Origin of the sequence: Mesorhizobium sp. M00.F.Ca.ET.216.01.1.1 (genome assembly GCF_004010325.2) — a bacterium.
In the GTDB taxonomy this organism is placed as follows: Bacteria; Pseudomonadota; Alphaproteobacteria; order Rhizobiales; family Rhizobiaceae; genus Mesorhizobium.
This window is the reverse complement of the sequence record NZ_SADR02000393.1, coordinates 1-315: the sequence shown is the minus strand read 5'-3', so window position 1 is coordinate 315 and position 315 is coordinate 1. Positions and strand designations below refer to the sequence as shown.

Below are 315 nucleotides of genomic sequence, written 5' to 3'. Positions count from 1 at the left end.
CAAGCAGGGCCGCGTGGCGATGATGATTTCCGCGCCGTTCCTCGCAAAGCAGATCAAGAAGGAAGCACCCAATCTCAAGTACGGTATCGATCCTATTCCGATGGGCACCACGCACGCCACCTATGCGGTCACGGATTCGATCGTGATGTTCAAGAACTCGAAAGTGAAGAAGTCCGCGTGGAAGTTCCTCGACTATCTGTTCACGAAGGAACCGCGCGTCGAGTTCACGACCACAGAAGGCTTCATGCCGACCACCAAGGCGGAATCCACCGATCCGGCGTTCAATGATCCGGATACCAAGGCATTCGTTGCCTT

1 protein-coding gene is annotated in these 315 nt (G+C 55.2%); it reads left to right on the top strand.

Annotation, left to right across the window (positions count from 1 at the left end; translation table 11 throughout):
• Positions 1-315: extracellular solute-binding protein (locus EN859_RS36640; RefSeq protein WP_135913708.1), on the top strand; the 315-nt coding region annotated here is incomplete at both ends.